Source organism: Paenibacillus sp. GbtcB18, assembly GCF_019091125.1.
GTDB lineage: Bacteria > Bacillota > Bacilli > Paenibacillales > NBRC-103111 > Paenibacillus_F > Paenibacillus_F chitinolyticus.
In genome coordinates this window covers 1-243 of record NZ_JAGXJX010000735.1, presented here as the reverse complement: position 1 = coordinate 243, position 243 = coordinate 1, and the positions used below count along the sequence as shown (strand labels likewise).

Annotated in this window: 1 protein-coding gene; it reads right to left on the bottom strand. The window is 57.6% G+C overall.

Features of this window, described 5'->3' with window-relative positions; translation table 11 throughout:
- The coding region (locus KVT34_RS30930; RefSeq protein ID WP_217563364.1) for a hypothetical protein at positions 1-243 on the bottom strand (243 nt) is incomplete at both ends.

The following is a 243-nucleotide window of genomic DNA, read 5'->3' as shown; positions in this document are numbered from 1 at the left end:
TCGGCTTTCGACAGCTCTCCGGCCGATTTTCAGTGATTTTATAGCTCCGTTCTCAATCAGCTCCTCTGAAATCTGAGCCGAGCCGATATGGCTGGAACGGATTTCTCCCTCCCCGATATGACCCGAGAGAACGGAACCGTCCGCCAAATGTTCGGGACGGACCGATTTTCTCGCAAGCTCTCGGAAGCCTCCCACTTCAACCGCCAGCTGGGCGGAATCGACGGCGCCCGGGGTCAGCGTTTC